Source organism: Marinococcus sp. LNHM3E3-2.2 (genome assembly GCF_056034385.1).
The window spans coordinates 81,086-98,564 of sequence record NZ_JBQLIC010000007.1 but is presented as its reverse complement, the minus strand read 5'-3'; the positions used below and the strand labels follow the sequence as shown (position 1 = coordinate 98,564).

Here is a 17,479-nt window from a genome sequence, read left to right as displayed (position 1 = left end):
GAAGGGAGAGAGAAGAGGATGCTTCACACGGAGCGCAGGGAAACAATCATCGAGATTTTAAAAACTAAAGATACTGCCTCCATTCATGAACTGGTGGAATTAACAGGTGCTTCAGAAGCAACGGTTCGAAGAGATTTATCCAAACTGGAATCTGATGAGCAGATTAAACGTATCCACGGAGGAGCTTCTCTCTCAAGGCGCCGCCGGAATGAACCAACTATCGCAGAAAAGAGCAGCGTAAACCAATGGGAAAAGAAAAAGATTGCAGAAGCTGCAGCATCCCTGCTTGAACCTGGAGAATGCCTTTTTTTAGACGCCGGAACGACGACCCTGGAGATGATTCCTTATTTGGCGGACCGGGATCTTGTCGTAGTGACCAATGGCATCCCCCATGTACCGCTTTTGCTTGAAAGAGGCATTGAAACGTATGTCATCGGAGGTAAAGGCAAGCAGGGAACAGGGGCACTGGTAGGAATTAAAGCTATAGAGGCATTGAGGGAATTTTGTTTTGATGCCTGCTTTCTCGGCATTAACGGCGTTCATCCCGTTCACGGGTATACAACCCCGGATCCGGATGAAGCAGTGGTTAAGCGGACAGCGCTCGACCTTGCGGAAAGGAGCTATGTGCTGGCGGATCATTCGAAGGTTGGTTCTATCACGTTTGCAAACATTGGTGAACTCGCTTTAGCGGAAGTTATTACGTCGGACAGACTGCGGGACGATGAACGGACAAACTTGAAGAAATACACAGATGTGAAGGTCGTGAGTACATGATATACACAGTAACGCTGAACCCGGCGATCGATTATGTAATAGAGCTGGAAGAGTTCATTCCAGGGAGCATCCACCGTTCGAAAAATGATTTGAAATATCCAGGCGGCAAAGGTATTAACGTCTCAAGAGTGCTGCAAAGACTTGGACAGCAGTCCACTGCGCTCGGTTTTGTAGGCGGTTTTACCGGTCGGTATATTGAAGAAAGCCTGGAAAAAGAAAAGATCCAAACGGATTTTGTACAGGTGGAAGAGGACACAAGAATTAACGTGAAAATCCGAGGCGGTCAGGAGTCAGAAATTAATGGCGCTTCCCCGGGTGTCACACAAGAGGATGTGGAAGCGCTATACCAGAAGCTGGATGTGCTTACGGAGGAAGACGAATTAATACTCGCGGGAAGCGTTCCTTCTTCTCTTCCTCACACCATTTATCTGGATATGATGGAACGGGTGAAAAACAAAGGAGTCCGGGTATACTTGGACACGAGCGGAGAAGCGCTCGGCGAGGCGTTGAAAGGCCGGCCTTATTTCGTTAAGCCGAATCATCTTGAACTGGCAGAATTGTACGAAGTTGAAGTAAACAGCGTGGAAGATGCTGCGGTGTATGGCCGAAAGCTTCTGGAGGATTTCGATATTGAGCATGTGGTTATATCGATGGCAGGAGAAGGGGCTGTATATATTAATAAATCCCAGACTCTCCATGCTTCCGTGCCAAAACAGAAAGCCGTGAACTCCGTTGGGGCAGGTGACTCCCTGGTGGCTGGCTTCGCTGCCGGAATCACGGAACGTCTAATTCCGGATCAGGTGCTTAACAAAGCAGTAGCCTCCGGAAGTGCTACAGCGTTTTCTGAAACATTCTGTACGAAAGAAGAAGTAGAAGAACTAAGTCAAAAAATAACGATTCGTTCGCTGGAGAGCGAAGAAACTAATCAAGCTTAAAGGGGTGAGCAGAATGAAAATTACTGATCTATTAAAAAGAGATACCGTGCTTTTGTCTCTCTCTTCGACAGACAAAGCCGGAGTGATTGATGAACTGGTAAACAAGCTTGACACTGCCGGCCGTTTAAATGACCGGCATGCTTTTAAAGAAGCAATTGAAAAAAGAGAATCAGAGAGCTCTACCGGCATTGGTGAAGGCATCGCCATTCCTCACGCAAAAACAAGTGCTGTGGATACGCCGGCCATCGCATTCGGACGTTCACAGGCAGGCGCGGATTACGAATCACTGGACGGCCAGCCGGCACATCTGTTTTTCATGATTGCAGCGACAGAAGGGGCGAACGAAGCACATTTAACTACACTGTCCCGTTTGTCTACGCTGTTAATGGATGAAAACTTCCGACAGGATCTGCTGAATGCAGAATCTGAAGACGAGATCATGGCGGCTGTGGATGCAAAAGAAAGAGACAAGCTTGGAAGCGATGAGGAAGAAGAATCAGAAGCTTCTTCAGCTCAGGCTGCCGGAGACAACAGTACGCCGAGAATTCTTGCAGTGACCGGCTGCCCGACTGGTATCGCTCACACGTATATGGCAGCAGACGCACTTAAGGACAAGGCAAAAGAGCTCGGTGTCTCCATTAAAGTGGAAACAAACGGTTCCGGTGGGGTTAAAAACCGTCTTACCTCTGAAGAAATCGCAAATGCGGAAGCGATTATCGTAGCTTCCGATACGAAAATTGAAATGGAACGCTTTGATGGCAAACCGCTTTTATCCACGAAAGTTACGGACGGAATCCGTAAACCGGAACAGTTAATTAACCAGGCCGTAAATGGGGAATTTTCGAAATACCGGGACTCCGGAAGAAGCTCTTCGTCGGATGAAGAACCGGCTTCTGCCGGCGGCGGTGGCGGAGCAAAAGCAGTTGGTAATGCTATTTACCGCCACTTGATGAACGGGGTTTCGAACATGCTGCCATTTGTTATCGGCGGCGGGATTCTTATCGCTATTTCATTCTTCTGGGGAATTAACTCAGCAGATCCGGAAAGTGACCAGTTTAATGGATTTGCCCAGGCCTTGAACGCGATAGGCGGACAGTATGCCTTTGGATTGTTCGTAGCAGTACTTGCCGGCTTTATCGGTATGAGCATCGCAGATCGTCCTGGTTTCATGCCGGCAATGGTCGGTGGCTTTATGGCCACACAGGGTATTCCGGGGTCTGAAGATGCAACAGCTGGTTTCCTTGGCGGTATTATTGCCGGTTTCCTCGGCGGCTATGTCGCTCTCGGCGTGAAAAAAGCAATGGCAGGGCTTCCACAGGTACTCGATGGTATTAAAACGATTTTGTTCTATCCAGTTATTAATATCCTGATAACCGGTCTCCTGATGTACTACGTGTTTATTACGCCAATCGCATTTCTTAACACTGCTCTCCAGGACTGGATCACCGGTCTTGGTACAAGCAACCTGGTGCTCCTTGGTATTCTGCTTGGCGGCATGATGGCAATCGATATGGGTGGACCGTTCAACAAAGCGGCCTTTACCGTCGGTGTAGCCTTAATTGGACAGGGGATTTACGCCCCGCACGCAGCTGTAATGGCTGGCGGAATGGTGCCGCCTCTTGGTATCGCACTTGCGGTTACGTTCTTTAAGAACCGTTTTCCAAAAGAGCAGCGTTCAGCTGGGTATACAAACTATGCCCTTGGGTCGTTCTTCATTACTGAAGGTGCTATTCCATTTGCAGCAGCGGATCCGCTTCGTGTTATTCCTTCCATTATTACCGGTTCTGCAGTAGCAGGCGGTCTGGCGATGCTGTTCAACGTAGAACTGCTTGCGCCGCACGGAGGTTTCCTCGTGTTCTTCCTGAACGCTGTACAGGGTGGTGGGGTCTTCCTATACTTCCTGGCTATTCTGATCGGATCGCTCGTGACGATGATTATGCTGGCTATTTTGAAGAAGCCGCTGGAGCAGTCGAAAAACGAAGTGCAGGATTACAAGGACTCCAAAGAGAAAAAAGAAGCATCGTAACTAATATAAAAGAGAGGCCGCCAGCAATGCGGCCTCTCTTTTTTGTTCAGGCGGAAATTAAAAGCCCCCGGCCCTTTAAAAGGGCCGGGGGCTATGTTGAGTTAAGAGCTTAGTTCCAAAATAGTGCCAGTTTCAGCATCTACAATAAAGTCTAATTGACGGGTCTCACCCTGATTGGTGCTCGAAAGGCCGCCACGGTAAACCTTGTATTCCAGGTCGTCTTTTTTGTACGTTTCCGGCGTCATATGAATCCAGGAGCCGTTAACTGGGAGGTGATCCTGCACGTTTTCTTTTACTGTCTTCAGCGCTTTTTCCGGAGAAATCTCATCTTTCTTTGTGAACTGCTTAACCAAAATCCCCAAAGCAACACCAAGACCTACTCCAATAAGAATATTCTTTGTACTCATTATTATGTCCCTGCCTTTCCATTTCTTATTTAACCAGTATACCGCAAATATTGCGTATATCCAAATACATACCCGTTTTCAATAGTGGTAAAAACGTGACTCGTCCGATAAAATGAAAATTAGGCAAAGCTTGATAATCGAAAGGGGTATTCTATGAAGCAGGAAACACTCGACATGTTTAAGTATCTAACAGAGACACCGGCGGTCCCGGGATTTGAACATAAGATTCGTACATATATGAAAAAAGAGCTTGAACCGGTAAGTGACGAAATCGTGCAGGACCGGCTCGGCAGTTTGTTTGGAGTAAAGCGCAGCGACCAGAAAGGACCGAAGGTTATGGTAGCCGGTCACATGGATGAAGTTGGTTTTATGGTCAAATCCATTGACGAAAACGGAATGATCCGGTTTCAGACGCTTGGCGGCTGGTGGAGCCAGGTTCTGCTGGCACAGCGTGTGCAGATTTATACAGAGGAAGGCAGCGTGCCGGGGGTGATCGGCTCCACACCTCCACACCTGCTTGAACCGGAGCAGCGTGAAAAGCCTATGCCGTTAAATAAAATGTTTATTGATATTGGGGCCGACAGCCGTGAGCATGCAGAAGAGCTGGGCGTGCGCCCGGGAATGCCAATATCTCCGGTGTGTCCATTCACTCCAATGGCGGATGAGAAAAAAATTATGGCGAAGGCCTGGGACAATCGGTACGGGGTTGGACTGGTACTCGAACTGATGAAAGAAATCCAGGATGAAAACCTTCCGAACACGCTGTATGCAGGTGCTACAGTGCAGGAGGAAGTAGGACTGCGTGGAGGGCAGACGGCTGCCCAAATGATTCAGCCGGATATTTTTTACGCGCTGGATGCAAGTCCGGCGAATGACTCCACAGGTGGGAAGGATGCCTTCGGACAGCTGGGTAAAGGTGCGCTGCTGCGCATATTTGACCAGACGATGATTACTCACCGCGGCATGAGGGACTTTGTTCTCGACACAGCAGAAAGTAACAGTATTCCCTACCAGTACTTTATTTCCCAGGGAGGGACAGACGCCGGCCGTGTGCATATGGCCAATGAAGGTATTCCATCTGCCGTTATCGGTGTATGCTCCCGCTATATTCACACTTCTGCTTCACTGCTGCATGTGGATGATTATGCTGCAGCAAAGGAACTGCTGACGAAGCTTGTACGAACTACGGACCAACAGGCACTCGATATGATTCATAAAGGAGTCTGAAGTTGAGAAAAGTAATGGTGGGTTCAGAAAATGCTGTAAAGTTGGCGGCTGTCCGCCAGGTATTGAGTCCGGACTTTTCTGTGGCGGGCATGTCTGCTGTTTCAGGAGTAAATGACCAGCCATTTTCTGATCAGGAAACAAGAGAAGGCGCTGTAAACCGGGCATGGCACGCACAAAAATCTGCTGATATCGGTATAGGTCTTGAAGGCGGCGTTCAGCCCGAAGGAAAGGATATATATTTGTGCAGCTGGGGAGCACTCACGGATGGAGCCGCTGTATGGACGGCGGGCGGGGCTCGTGTACTGCTTCCGGAACGTATTGCTGTTATGGTTCACAATGGAGTGGAATTAAAAACGGCAGTGGACCACTATACATAGTTGGAAAATGTCCATCAAAATGAAGGTGCTGTAGGTATTTTAACTGCCGGCCAGGTGGACCGTACTGCATTATTTCATCATATAGTCTCTCTGCTTTATGGCCAGTGGATATATCAAACGGGGCGCCGGTTTTAAACAGCGCCTTTTCATTAAATTAAAATATGGGTACAATGGAATAAAAGAAAAGGAGAGAGTGGATGCGTTCATTTTTTTTGAAAAAGGGTGTAAATTTAAGTGTAAAGACATATGGAGTTACAGCTTTGAGCTACATGGCGCTTGGCTTGTTTGCGTCTTTAATTATTGGTTTAATCATTCAGACTATCGGTCAGCAGCTCGGTATTACTTTTTTTGAAAACATGGGTACGCTTGCGATTTCATTAATGGGGCCGGCGATCGGTGTAGCGGTGGCATATGGCCTGCAGGCACCGCCGCTGGTTGTTTTTTCCGCAGTAGCTACGGGTGCAGCCGGAGCGGAGCTCGGGGGACCGGCAGGAGCTTTTATCGCAGCTCTCGTTTCCGTGGAGCTGGGTAAGCTGATATCTAAAGAAACACGTCTGGACATTATAGTAACGCCGCTTGTGACGATTATTGCCGGCTATGGAATAGCTCAGCTTCTCGGCCCCGGTATTCAGTCGTTTATGACAGGGTTTGGAGATGTGATCGTATGGGCCACGGAACGACAGCCGCTTATTATGGGCATTTTAGTTGCCGGATTGATGGGTCTTGCCCTGACAGCGCCGATTTCAAGCGCCGCTATTGCCATTATTCTTGATTTGAACGGTATTGCAGCAGGAGCAGCTACTGTTGGGTGTGCAGCACAAATGGTTGGTTTTGCAGCCAGCAGCTTTCGGGAGAATAAATTTTCCGGCCTTGCCGCGCTGGGCATTGGTACATCGATGCTTCAGGTTCCAAACGTTGTGAGGCGGCCGCTCATTTTGATTCCGCCGACCCTTGCCGGTATGGCCGTTGCCCCTTTTTCCACAATGGTCTTTATGATGGAAAATAATGCAGCAGGTGCAGGCATGGGCACGAGTGGTCTGGTAGGCCAGATTATGACTTTCCAGACGATGGGGTTTTCTTTTGAAGTGCTCGGTGCAGTCCTGCTGCTTCATATCGCTGCCCCCGCGTTAATCAGTCTCGGTTTGTCAGAGTGGATGCGCAAACGAAATTGGATTAGAATGGGGGATATGAAGATACGGGAAGGATGACCTTTTCTGTATGCATTAATTTAAAGGAGGCAAAACAATGGAAAATTTAACTACCCAGGAATCTTTCAATCAAGCTATTGATAATGGCAATACAGTGATTATGTTCTCCGCCGGCTGGTGTCCGGATTGCACGTATATTGACCCGGCGATGCCGGAAATCGAACAGCAGTATGATCAGTTTACGTTCTACAAAGCGGACCGTGACGAGCTTATGGATGTGTGCATTGATTATGGAGTGATGGGCATACCGAGTTTTCTTGCTTTTCATAACGGGGAAGAAGTGCACCGCTTTGTAAGCAAGCAGCGGAAGACACCGGAAGAAGTACAGCATTTTCTGAATGAATCACTGGAAAAAGTCAACGCTGATTCATAAAGTTGAAAAGGGCTGTCCCTAAAAAGGGACAGTCTTTTTTTTTGACAGTAAGCACGAATGTGGGAGTACACCTTTGCACATGTTACGATGGAATTAAGAATGTTCAAGAGGAGCGATTAAGAATGGAAGTACGAAAGCTACAGCGCATACTGCGGGAACGACTGAAAGACGACAATTCCCGTACGTTTAAATATGATGATGAACAAAGCTCCCTGCGGGTCGAGCACAAGCAGCTGAAAACCGGAGTTGATCTGGATTTAAGCAAATGGGCAGCAAAATATGAACGTGAAGGAGAAAAGGCCGTGGAGGAGGTTGTGCATTATATCGATACCTCATTTCGTGCCATGGAACGTGATGTTTCCCTTTCCGGTCAGGAACAATATATTTATCCAGTAATACGTTCGACTTCTTTTCCAACCGAGACGAAGGACGGGAAGGAGCTCGTATGGGACGACCATACAGCGGAAACAAGAATTTTTTACGCCCTTGATATGGGAGAAGCGTATTCATTGATCGAAAAGGAAACGCTCGAAGCCGAACAAATGGAAACGGAAAGTATCCGCCGGGCTGCCCAGAGCAATTTAAAAAAGCTGGAAGTTCCGATGAAAAAAGATACGGTTGCAGGAAACACGTTTTATTTTATTAATACAAATGACGGCTATGACGCAAGCCGCATATTAAACGAAGCTCTACTGCAGAGTGTGGCTGAAGATGTGCAGGGGGATATGGCAGTAGCAGTTCCCCATAACGACGTCTTTATTATTGCAGATATCACAAACGATAACGGCTACGATGTACTCGGGCAGATGGCTTTCCGCTTTTTTAATGATGGCAGGGTACCGATTACGGCTCTTCCGTTTATGTATGAAAACGGAGAATTCGAACCGATCTTTATTTTAGCTAAAAAACGCCCTAAAACCTGATTCGCGGGAGCGTTCAAGCTGTGATACAATAAAAGTTAAGTTAGCGAAAAGGAGCCACAACGAATGAATATTTTTTATAATCCCAAAGGAATCGGGGATGTACTTCTCATCTCATTAAAACCAATAAACTCAAAGCAGCGTGAAACGGTAAAACACGGAGATGTGGCCGTGCTCACCCATGCTACAACGAAAGAAACAGCAGGCTATCATATTTTTAATGCCTCCTCCTACGGAGAAATTAAAGGAACAGGCAGAATAGCAGCGGATGCAGGTCATATCCAGCTCATTAATAAAGCCCTGAAGGAAAACAATATAGATATTTCGCTTGAGGTGCCGGCCCAGTCCGAATTTGTGGTGGGCTATGTAAACGAGAAAAAACAGCATCCGGACGCAGATAAATTGAGCGTCTGCCAGGTGGATACAGGAGAGGACACGCTTCAGATTGTCTGCGGGGCCCCGAATGTGGATAAAGGTCAAAAGGTGGCTGTAGCAGTACCGGGGGCAGTGATGCCGTCAGGAATGAAAATAAAAAAATCGAAGCTGCGCGGTGTGACTTCTACTGGCATGATCTGCTCGGTGTCTGAGCTTGCCCTGCCGGAAAAGCAGACAGAAAAAGGTATCCTCGTTCTCGGTGATGCGTATGAAACAGGACAGGACTTTTATAAGCAGTATCACGAACGCCCGGTTTCGGCCTCCGTGTAGTAAGTGAATGAAAAACCGCTAGTCGTGCTAGGGGTTTTTCTTGTGCAGGTACAGAAAATTAAACTCAAAAAGGCCCGGTAAGAAAAGGAGGGGTTGAAAATGCCGTCATCCTTTCAACAATGGATGAAAAGAATGCAGCATTTTCTTTTTAACGATGAAGAACAGCCAGAGGACAGCAACCGTGAAAATCGTATAAAGCGCTCCGGAGAGGATCCTCCTCCATACATAGCGAGAATGACGTATCAGGAATCTGAGCCGGTGAAAATGTTTAACGTTTATCCTAAAAGCTATGAGGAAGCACAACAACAAAAAAGCAGCGCCCGAGCCCCTGACCGGCCGAGCGCAGCAAAGCTCTCGGGAGCCTCTGCTGAATCGCGCACAGCTGGACACGACCGCGGGGAAACCGAACAGGAACGCAGCGGAAAAAACTCTAAACGTTCTGAGTCCAGAGGAGAAAAAAAGGCCGGAACAGAGGAGTCCGGCTATTTTCGGGGAAAAAACTTTGAAGCAGGCAGTATCCCTTCCCCTATATTTGGATATCAGCAGGCCGACCTGCATCCGGGTAATTTAAGAGATCCGGAGGCGGAAAACAGAAAGGAAACATCTGTGCAGGAACAGATTCGGGAGGATATCGCTTTCCTGAATTCAATCCGCGCGGGAGACAGAAGGCCTTCCTCCGTAACGAAGCAGGTCGAAGAGAAAGAAGCGGGACGAAAGCGGAAGGCACCTTCCATTCTGCAGGAAGATACCGACCGCTTTATGGAAATCAGCAGGGCACAGAGAAGCGGGAAATGGGACTCGGAAACAAAAAGCCAGGAAGCAGAGAACAGTATATCGGAGAACGAACCTGAGTCAGAAGAAAAAAAAGACTCTGATCTGTTTCCCTCAGGCACTTCGTTTGAAATAGTACCGGAGGAAGAAGCAGGTAAAGACCCCGTCGAAGAAGAGGTGCCGGAACAAGAGCAGGCTCCTCAGACGGCTTCCATCCATTGGAAAGAAGAAAGTCCTCCGGAGCCTGTCACAGAAGACGCGCAGGAAATAAAACCGGCAGCAGTAGAAAACAAGCCTGTGCCAGCACCGGAAAAAAGCGAACTGCCCGTGAATAAAAAGGAACCGAAAACAGAGCTGAAAACTCCTTCGCCTTCATCAGTGAAAGAAAAGCCGAAAGCGCCGGCGAAAAAACAAAATGGCAGCAAACGGACGTCCACATCTACCCCTTTTAATGTCATGATGTATCCTAAAGATAAGCGTTCCGTTCAGCAGCAGCCAAAACAAAATGGATACCGGCTGCCATCACTTCAGCTGCTCAATATTCCTCCTAAAAAAGAAGATGAGGACGAGAGTGAGCTTGAAGAGCAGAAAGAACAGCTTGAAACTACGTTGAAAAACTTTCATGTGGATGCAAAGGTTTCCCAGATTACAAAAGGACCGTCGGTGACAAGGTTTGAAGTCCAGCCGGCGCCGGGAGTAAAAGTGACAAAAGTGACTAACCTGACAGATGATATTAAAATGGCGCTCGCGGCGAAAGATTTAAGAATGGAAGCCCCTATCCCGGGAAAGAATGCTATTGGTATTGAAGTGCCCAATCCGACATCTGCACCGGTATTTTTACGGGAAATTCTCCGCCGGGACGTATTTAAAAATCATCAATCGCCGCTCTCAGTAGCCATGGGTCTCGACATCGGCGGCAACCCTGTCATAGCTGATCTGCAAAACATGCCGCACGGGTTGATTGCAGGTGCTACGGGGTCAGGAAAGAGTGTCTGCATCAACTCCATTCTGTTGAGTTTGTTGTATAAATCTTCTCCGGAAGAGTGCAAATGGATGCTGATCGATCCTAAAATGGTGGAGCTTGCTTCGTACCGGGAGGTTCCTCACCTTATTACACCGGTAATAAACGATGCCAAGGAAGCCACGGGAGCGTTGAAATGGGCGGTCCAGGAAATGGAAGACCGCTACGAGCGGCTGGCCAGCGAAGGCGTGCGCGATATGAAAAAATATAACGAGCGCATGGAAAAACAGGGGCGCTATGCCGATAAAATGCCGTACCTTGTCATTGTAATTGATGAACTGGCAGACCTGATGATGGTGTCGCCCCAGGATGTGGAGGATGCGATCTGCCGTATTGCGCAGAAAGCAAGAGCCTGCGGCATGCACCTGCTTGTGGCGACGCAGCGTCCATCAGTAGACGTCATTACAGGTCTTATTAAAGCAAACATTCCAACGAGAATAGCATTTTCTGTCTCCTCCCAGGTCGACTCACGGACTATTTTGGACGGGGGAGGCGCTGAGCGGTTAATTGGCAAGGGCGACATGCTTTTCTATCCGAACGGAGCATCCAAACCAACCCGTGTCCAGGGAACATTTGTAACAGATGAAGAAATAGATGCCGTGACAGACTTTGTAAAAGAACAGAAAAAACCTGTTTATCAGTTCCAAAAAGAGGAGCTGCAGAAGCACCTCGAAAAAGAAGAGCATCAGGATCCCCTCTATGATAATGCGTGTGAATTCGTTATTGATCAGAAGCAGGCTTCCGCCTCCCAGCTGCAGCGCCGTTTTTCTTTAGGGTATAATCGCGCGGCCAAGCTGATCGATACGATGGAAAACCGCGGTATTGTTTCAGAGGCGAGAGGAAGCAAGCCGAGGAATGTATTAGTAACCCGGCAGGAGTGGGAACAGTCGGTATAGGCTTGCTTTCCCGTGGAAGGTTTTATATGATAAATAGAATAAAAACAAGCAGCCCGTGGAAAATCACGGGCTCTTATTCTGATACATAGGTTAAGGAGCAGCTGTTATGAAAGAGATTGAACTCAAACTGCAAGGAAAACAAAAACGATTAACAAACGAAACCTTTAAATTCGACGAACGGGTAAAGGAAGGCTGGTTCTCCGCAGTATACTTTTTGAAGACCAAAAAAATCGCGGAAAAATACAAGCCGGAAGAACGTGTGCTGATGCAGTTTTTTCAAAAGGATCACGCCGTTTTATGCGGAGTGGATGAAGCGGTGGCTTTAGTGAAAACCTTCTCCTCCAATCCGGGAGAACTTGTTATTCATGCCCTTGAAGACGGCAACAAAATCGAACCGTATGAAACGGTAATGACCGTGGAAGGAAAGTACCAGGATTTCGGCTTCCTTGAAGGCCTGATCGACGGTATACTTGCGAGGCGTACATCTGTTGCTACAAATGTCTTTAATGTCGTGAATGCGGCAAAAATTTCCGGAAGAAAAAAGCCCGTAATTTTTATGGGAGACCGGGATGATCATTTCACGCAGCAGGCAGGAGATGGGTACAGTGCTTTTATTGGAGGCTCCAAGGCTCAGGCGACTCACGCGATGAGTGAATGGTGGGGCAAAAAGGGGATGGGCACGATGCCGCACGCCCTTCTCCAGCTCTTCGAGGGAGACATTATTCAGGCGACACGCGCGTACAAAGAAACATTCCCTGAAGATGAACTCGTAGCACTGGTGGATTACAATAATGATGTTATTACCGACTCTTTGAAGGTTGCCAGGGAATTCGGCAGGGAGCTCCAGACAGTGCGTCTCGATACGTCAGGCAGTATGGTGGATCAATATTTCTGCCGGCATCCGGAGGTGCTTGGCTCTTTTAATCCTACCGGCGCCAATCCCGAACTGATTTTTGCCTTACGTAGAGTGTTGGACGAAGAAGGATTTCAGCATGTTAAAATAATGGTAAGTGGTGGTTTCAACGCGGCCCGTATTGAGGAATATGAAGCAAAAGACGTTCCTGTTGATATTTATGGTATTGGCAGCAGTTTATTAAAAATCCATATCGGTTTTACGGGAGACAATGTATTGCTAAATGGAAAACATGAAGCTAAAGCGGGGCGGAAATACCGCCCTAATAATCGAATGGAGCTCGTAGAGTATTAATTTTCCCGGAAAGGAGTTCTTGGCCGTGCGTTCGGATATACAAAGGCATCGACAGCGCCGGCAGGCGGAAGCGGACCGGTGCCTCGAAAGCCTGCTTGCAGCATTTAAAGCCTGGAAAGAAGAAAATACGAACCTGCGTGAAAAGGTGCGTGCCAAGCATCTTTTTGCCGAACAGACCGGGATCGCGGTGGACCAGGTGGAAAAGAAACCGTGGGACATGCTGTTTGAGGAATGGTTTTCATATGACTATGTGACTATCATCGGAACGCATTTATTTGATATGTTCTTAAAGCAAACGCTGACTGAGAGGACCCGCATGGATCTCCAGCTCGGGGGTCTGCTGTTAACAGCTTCCTGGATGCCGGTGGAATTGAATGAAAAAAACTACTGGGTTAGGGCAGTAGGGAGGCAGGAATTTTCAAACCGGGTGCAGCAGGACGCTGCTTTGGAGCCGGCTGTATCCTCCATCTGGCTTGTTCGGACAGCACGTGTAGGCTTTGAGGACACCCGTCTGGGACAGGCAGTACCGCTTCGGGTTGATGCCGAAGGTTTTCAGGCACTTATGCTTGAGGCGGAAAAAGCTTACCAAAGGGAAGAACACATTAGATGGCATAAAGAAAAAGGGGCCTCCTGGCTGCAGTTTGCGCTCCCGTCTGTTAGTTTTTAACCTGAAACGAAGACGGGATTCAGGCTTTTCTGCCCAATTCAAGTCGTTCCATTGGAGGAACTAAAGGTTTTTGCTATAATAAGACAAGTATGTTTACATATGATACACACCATGAAAAACGATCTCTTTCACCTGTGCGTTTCGGCGGCAAGGTTTTTTGAAAGAACGGAGGAAGACAATATGTCTAATTATCATTTTATTGGAATTAAAGGATCCGGTATGAGTGCTCTTGCCCAGATTCTGCACGATATGAATCACACTGTACAGGGCTCAGATGTTGAAAAAACGTTTTTTACCCAGCAGCCTCTTGAAAAGAAAAATATCTCTATTCTTCCTTTTCAGGCTGATAACATCCAGGAAGGCCAGACAGTAGTTGCTTCAGCAGCTTATGGTGATACACACGAAGAAGTGAAAAAGGCAAAACAGTCAGGACTGGAAGTTCATTCATACCCTCAGTTTTTAGGAGAATTTCTTCAGAATTTTACATCGATAGCAGTGGCAGGCTCTCACGGCAAAACGACCACCACCGGTCTTTTAGCCCATGTGCTCGAGGCGTATAAGCCGACCTCATACTTGATTGGTGACGGCACAGGAAAGGGTATGGAAAACAGCCGCTTTTTTACGTTTGAAGCCTGTGAATACCGTCGTCATTTTTTAAACTATGTACCTGATTACGCCATCATGACAAATATCGATTTTGATCACCCGGACTATTTTTCTGATGTGGACGATGTCGTGCAGGCATTTAATGAAATGGCTCAAAAAGTAAAAAAGGGTATTGTAGCCTGCGGTGACGATGAGCATCTTCAAAAGCTGCACGCTCCGGTACCAATTGTTTATTACGGTATTGAAGGAAAGCATGACTTTAATGCAGAAAACATATTAGTAGACGAAAACGGCACCAGCTTTGATGTACAAATCCGCGGGGACCGTTTTGGCAGGTTTACTATTCCGGGCTATGGCAATCATCATATTTTAAACGCGCTCGCCGTTATTGCCATCTGCCACTATGAAGAAGTGCCCGCTTCTATTATCCGTGAACAGCTGGCTTCTTTCAGCGGGGTAAAACGCCGGTTTACAGAAAAAATCTCCGGGTCTCAGGTGTTGATTGATGATTATGCCCATCACCCTACGGAGATCCGTGCCACCATTGAGTCAGCGAAACAAAAGTACCCTAGCCGTTCGGTAGCAGCTGTTTTTCAGCCGCATACGTTTTCAAGAACCAAGGCTTTTCTTGATGATTTCGCAGACAGTCTGCAGATGGCAGACTACGTTTACCTTTGCGATATTTTCGGCTCAGCCAGGGAAAAGGATGGAAGCTTAAGCATAGATGATTTAAAACAGCGTATTCCTGGAGCAAGAATAATTCAGGAGGACGGTATCCAGGTGCTTGAAACGCATAATGATGCTGTGCTTTTATTTATGGGAGCCGGAGACATTCAAAAGTTTCAAAGTGCCTATGAAGCTCACCTTGAATCCTCCAAACAGTAAAATTGAAAGGACGGGAAGCAAAAGCTTTCCGTTTTTTTGGTATTACTATCAAAAAAGAGGATGAACCGGCATCCAGGTGATTGTTTTTTCATCCAAGAGGCATACTTTTTACCGGGAAAGGGAACAGTGGGATAGAAAGAACCTCTATGAAGAATGGAGTTTCAAACCAAACAAATAGTGGTAAAATGGCGACAGGAGGTGTATTGTGATATGGCTATTTTAGGATACATAAGCGCGCTGATTGCAGCGATCGCTTTTGCCGTTCTAATTATTTTCCTCGTGAAAACGCTGAAGACAGCTACCACAATGATGGAGCGCGTAGGGAATACAATGGAACAAGTAGAGCAGCAGGTACAGGGCATTACCAGGGAATCAGAGGCTATGCTTAACCGTTCTAATACTATTATGGAAGACGTGCAGACCAAAACAGAAAGTATTAATGGTTTTGTAGGGTCGCTGCAAAATGTCGGGGAATCGGTGGACAATGTTAACCACTCATTCCGCCGTGTAGCCGATTCCGTTTCCAATTATTCTTCAAAACAATCAGAGCAGGTCACCCAGGTGATTCAGTGGGGGAATGCCTTTATTGATTTGTATGCCCGCTGGAAAAAACGGACAAAATAAAAGGGGACGATAAAGAATGGCTTCATACAACACAAAAGACTTTATTATTGGCACGATTATAGGAAGTATTGTAGGGGCGTCAACAGCGCTGCTTCTTACTCCAAAGTCCGGGGAAGAATGGCGCCAGGATCTTTCTGAAGGCACCCAGTCAGTAAAACAGAAATCAAGCGGATTAACTTCCGAGGCGTACGAAAAAGGCAGTGATTGGGCAAATCGCGCTAAAGATAAGTCCAGCGAGCTGGCCAAAAATGTTTCTGCCCAGTCTTCTCATTTATATGAAAGAGTGAAAGGAAGCTCGGGAGAAAACGAGGAAAAGTCTGCTGAAGAGCTGGCCAAAGAACTTAATGAACGTATTGATGAAAGTGAAGAAGCAGCGGCAGAAGATGTAAAAAAAGATGTACGCGATCTGCATAAAGATTCAACAGAAAATAACAGCAATAATACGTAAAAGTTAAGGCCGTTGCGTCAAACGCAGCGGTTTTTAATATGTTTTTTTAATTAAATATAGACGTAAAGCTTATTCTAAAGGTAAAAATACTTTAACACTTAAAAGCGTTTAAGAAATAAAGAAAAAAGGGCTGACAGAACAGAATTCTTCGTTTATAATGGGGCGTAATCGAAAAGATAAGTAATTGACTGAAGGAGTGGAGAGTATGAGTAACGAACAGTTAGATGCCCTGAGAGAACAATTGGATGATGTGAACGTAAAGCTATTGGAACTGATTAATGAACGTGGACGCTTGGTCCGGGAAATCGGGGACGTAAAAAGCAAGTCTGGACAGAAGCGGTTCGATCCGGTACGTGAGCGCCATATGCTTGATCATATTGCAGAACATAATGAAGGGCCTTTCTACACTTCTACGGTTCAGCATATTTTCAAACAAATCTTCCAGGCAGGCCTTGAGCTTCAGGAGGACGATAATCGTAAAGAACTGCTGGTATCCCGGAAGAAAAAGCCTGAAGATACAATTGTTGACCTGAAGGGTGAGAAAATCGGAGACGGTTCTCAGCGTCTTGTTGCAGGTCCTTGTTCCGTAGAAAGCTACGAACAGGTATATGAAGTAGCTAAATTCATGAAAAGCCAGGGCATTCGCCTTCTGCGCGGCGGGGCATTCAAGCCGAGAACTTCCCCGTACGATTTCCAGGGACTTGGCAAAGAAGGCCTTGAAATTCTGCGCCGTGTAGCTGATGAACTGGATATGGTAGTGATCAGCGAAATTGTGAGCCCGCAGGATGTAGAGATGTCACTGGATTACCTCGACGTTATTCAGGTCGGTGCGAGAAACTCCCAAAACTTTGAACTGTTAAAAGAAGTGGGCGGCGTAGACAAACCTGTCTTAATGAAACGCGGCATGTCTTCGACTATCGATGAATTGATTAAAGGTGCTGAATACATTCTGGCTAAAGGGAATGAAAATATTATTCTTTGCGAACGTGGCATCCGTACGTACGAAAAAGCAACGAGAAACACCCTCGATATTTCTGCAGTACCAATTCTGAAAAAAGAAACACACCTTCCAGTAATGGTGGATGTGACACACTCTACGGGCAGAAGAGATCTGCTTGAACCAACAGCACGTGCAGCATTTGCTATCGGTGCAGATGCAGTCATGGCTGAAGTACACCCTGATCCAGCTGTTGCTCTTTCTGATTCCGCTCAGCAAATGGATCTTGCTCAATTTGAATCGTTCCTGGATTCTTTACGGGCTTCCGGATTATACAAATCATAATTCAGTACAAAAGCACAGGGCGTCCTGTGCTTTTTTATGTGATAAGTCCTGCTGATTAATTTAAATTATTTGATAGCGTTTTCTTGAAAATAAGCATGAAAACATAGTAAAATGAAAACA

Annotated in this window: 17 protein-coding genes; 16 read left to right on the top strand and 1 reads right to left on the bottom strand. The window is 46.8% G+C overall.

Annotation, left to right across the window (positions count from 1 at the left end; all coding sequences use genetic code 11):
• Window positions 1-18 precede the first annotated feature (18 nt).
• Genes ACTRXF_RS10855 through ACTRXF_RS10845 form a run of 3 tightly spaced genes read left to right on the top strand, consistent with a single transcriptional unit; the run spans window position 19 to window position 3,735 of the window.
• Complete coding sequence (locus tag ACTRXF_RS10855) at window positions 19-774, top strand: DeoR/GlpR family DNA-binding transcription regulator (RefSeq protein WP_474262968.1); 756 nt, start codon at window positions 19-21, stop codon at window positions 772-774.
• The gene (gene pfkB / locus ACTRXF_RS10850; protein ID WP_474262970.1) at window positions 771-1,709 is read left to right on the top strand and encodes a 1-phosphofructokinase; all 939 of its coding nucleotides are present in this window, start codon (window positions 771-773) and stop codon (window positions 1,707-1,709) included. Before ACTRXF_RS10855 ends, pfkB begins: the two co-directional genes overlap by 4 nt.
• Before the next feature lie 13 nt (window positions 1,710-1,722).
• Window positions 1,723-3,735 carry a PTS fructose transporter subunit IIABC gene (locus tag ACTRXF_RS10845; protein WP_474279105.1) on the top strand — a complete coding sequence of 671 codons (2,013 nt, stop codon included), beginning with the start codon at window positions 1,723-1,725 and terminating at the stop codon, window positions 3,733-3,735.
• A gap of 101 nt (window positions 3,736-3,836) precedes the next feature.
• On the opposite strand, the gene ACTRXF_RS10840 is transcribed toward ACTRXF_RS10845, so the two are convergent.
• Window positions 3,837-4,142: a PepSY domain-containing protein gene (locus ACTRXF_RS10840; RefSeq protein WP_298785361.1), complete on the bottom strand. Its 306-nt coding sequence runs from the start codon at window positions 4,140-4,142 to the stop codon at window positions 3,837-3,839.
• A gap of 153 nt (window positions 4,143-4,295) precedes the next feature.
• Here ACTRXF_RS10840 and ACTRXF_RS10835 point away from each other — a divergent pair, with 153 nt between their 5' ends.
• From ACTRXF_RS10835 to ACTRXF_RS10775, 13 genes are all read left to right on the top strand, one after another.
• Complete coding sequence (locus ACTRXF_RS10835) at window positions 4,296-5,369, top strand: M42 family metallopeptidase (protein ID WP_474262974.1); 1,074 nt, start codon at window positions 4,296-4,298, stop codon at window positions 5,367-5,369.
• Between the two features lie 2 nt (window positions 5,370-5,371).
• Complete coding sequence (locus ACTRXF_RS10830; RefSeq protein WP_474279103.1) at window positions 5,372-5,746, top strand: DUF84 family protein; 375 nt, start codon at window positions 5,372-5,374, stop codon at window positions 5,744-5,746.
• Between the two features lie 197 nt (window positions 5,747-5,943).
• Entirely contained in the window at window positions 5,944-6,954 is a 1,011-nt protein-coding gene (locus ACTRXF_RS10825; RefSeq protein WP_474262978.1) for a PTS sugar transporter subunit IIC, read from the top strand.
• A 37-nt stretch (window positions 6,955-6,991) separates the two neighbouring features.
• Complete coding sequence (locus ACTRXF_RS10820; protein ID WP_091616835.1) at window positions 6,992-7,327, top strand: thioredoxin family protein; 336 nt, start codon at window positions 6,992-6,994, stop codon at window positions 7,325-7,327.
• Between the two features lie 122 nt (window positions 7,328-7,449).
• Complete coding sequence (locus ACTRXF_RS10815; RefSeq protein WP_474262980.1) at window positions 7,450-8,250, top strand: DUF1444 family protein; 801 nt, start codon at window positions 7,450-7,452, stop codon at window positions 8,248-8,250.
• A 63-nt stretch (window positions 8,251-8,313) separates the two neighbouring features.
• On the top strand, window positions 8,314-8,952 hold the full coding sequence (ytpR, locus tag ACTRXF_RS10810; RefSeq protein WP_474262982.1) for a YtpR family tRNA-binding protein: 639 nt from the start codon (window positions 8,314-8,316) through the stop codon (window positions 8,950-8,952).
• A 99-nt stretch (window positions 8,953-9,051) separates the two neighbouring features.
• A complete protein-coding gene (locus tag ACTRXF_RS10805) occupies window positions 9,052-11,640 on the top strand; it encodes a DNA translocase FtsK (protein ID WP_474262985.1) in 2,589 nt (862 codons plus the stop codon).
• A 106-nt stretch (window positions 11,641-11,746) separates the two neighbouring features.
• Complete coding sequence (locus ACTRXF_RS10800) at window positions 11,747-12,847, top strand: nicotinate phosphoribosyltransferase (RefSeq protein ID WP_474262987.1); 1,101 nt, start codon at window positions 11,747-11,749, stop codon at window positions 12,845-12,847.
• Window positions 12,848-12,872: 25 nt separating this feature from the next.
• Entirely contained in the window at window positions 12,873-13,514 is a 642-nt protein-coding gene (locus ACTRXF_RS10795) for a hypothetical protein (RefSeq protein ID WP_474262989.1), read from the top strand.
• A 180-nt stretch (window positions 13,515-13,694) separates the two neighbouring features.
• Window positions 13,695-15,005, top strand: coding sequence for a UDP-N-acetylmuramate--L-alanine ligase (murC, locus tag ACTRXF_RS10790; protein WP_474262991.1), 1,311 nt, complete (start codon window positions 13,695-13,697; stop codon window positions 15,003-15,005).
• 210 nt (window positions 15,006-15,215) lie between these two features.
• Window positions 15,216-15,629, top strand: a complete 414-nt coding sequence (locus tag ACTRXF_RS10785) for a DUF948 domain-containing protein (protein WP_022795220.1) — start codon at window positions 15,216-15,218, stop codon at window positions 15,627-15,629.
• Between the two features lie 16 nt (window positions 15,630-15,645).
• On the top strand, window positions 15,646-16,077 hold the full coding sequence (locus ACTRXF_RS10780; RefSeq protein ID WP_474262993.1) for a YtxH domain-containing protein: 432 nt from the start codon (window positions 15,646-15,648) through the stop codon (window positions 16,075-16,077).
• A 205-nt stretch (window positions 16,078-16,282) separates the two neighbouring features.
• Window positions 16,283-17,359, top strand: a complete 1,077-nt coding sequence (locus ACTRXF_RS10775) for a bifunctional 3-deoxy-7-phosphoheptulonate synthase/chorismate mutase (protein ID WP_022795222.1) — start codon at window positions 16,283-16,285, stop codon at window positions 17,357-17,359.
• Window positions 17,360-17,479: the final 120 nt, after the last annotated feature.